Raw genomic sequence first — 209 nt, 5'->3', positions numbered from 1 at the left:
TTTTCGCAATCTACAGCATTTGGTGCTACGTACGGAGGTGGAGAATTTAATGTAGCAGTTTCTTTAGCAAATTATGGTGTGAATGCAGAATTCGTTACAAGATTGCCGGAAAATGAAATTGGTTTTTCTGCATTAAAAGAAATCCGAAAAATGAATGTCGAATCTAAAAACATTGTTTATGGAGGAGACCGTTTAGGTATTTATTTTCT

Annotated in this window: 1 protein-coding gene; it reads left to right on the top strand. The window is 34.4% G+C overall.

Annotated features, from left to right (window positions below; translation table 11 throughout):
• A partial coding sequence (locus ACWA1B_RS23870) for a PfkB family carbohydrate kinase (protein WP_456911187.1) occupies positions 1-209 on the top strand: 209 nt, incomplete at both ends.

It is taken from the genome of Flavobacterium xizangense, from assembly GCF_054075145.1.
This window is presented reverse-complemented; position numbering and strand designations above follow the sequence as displayed.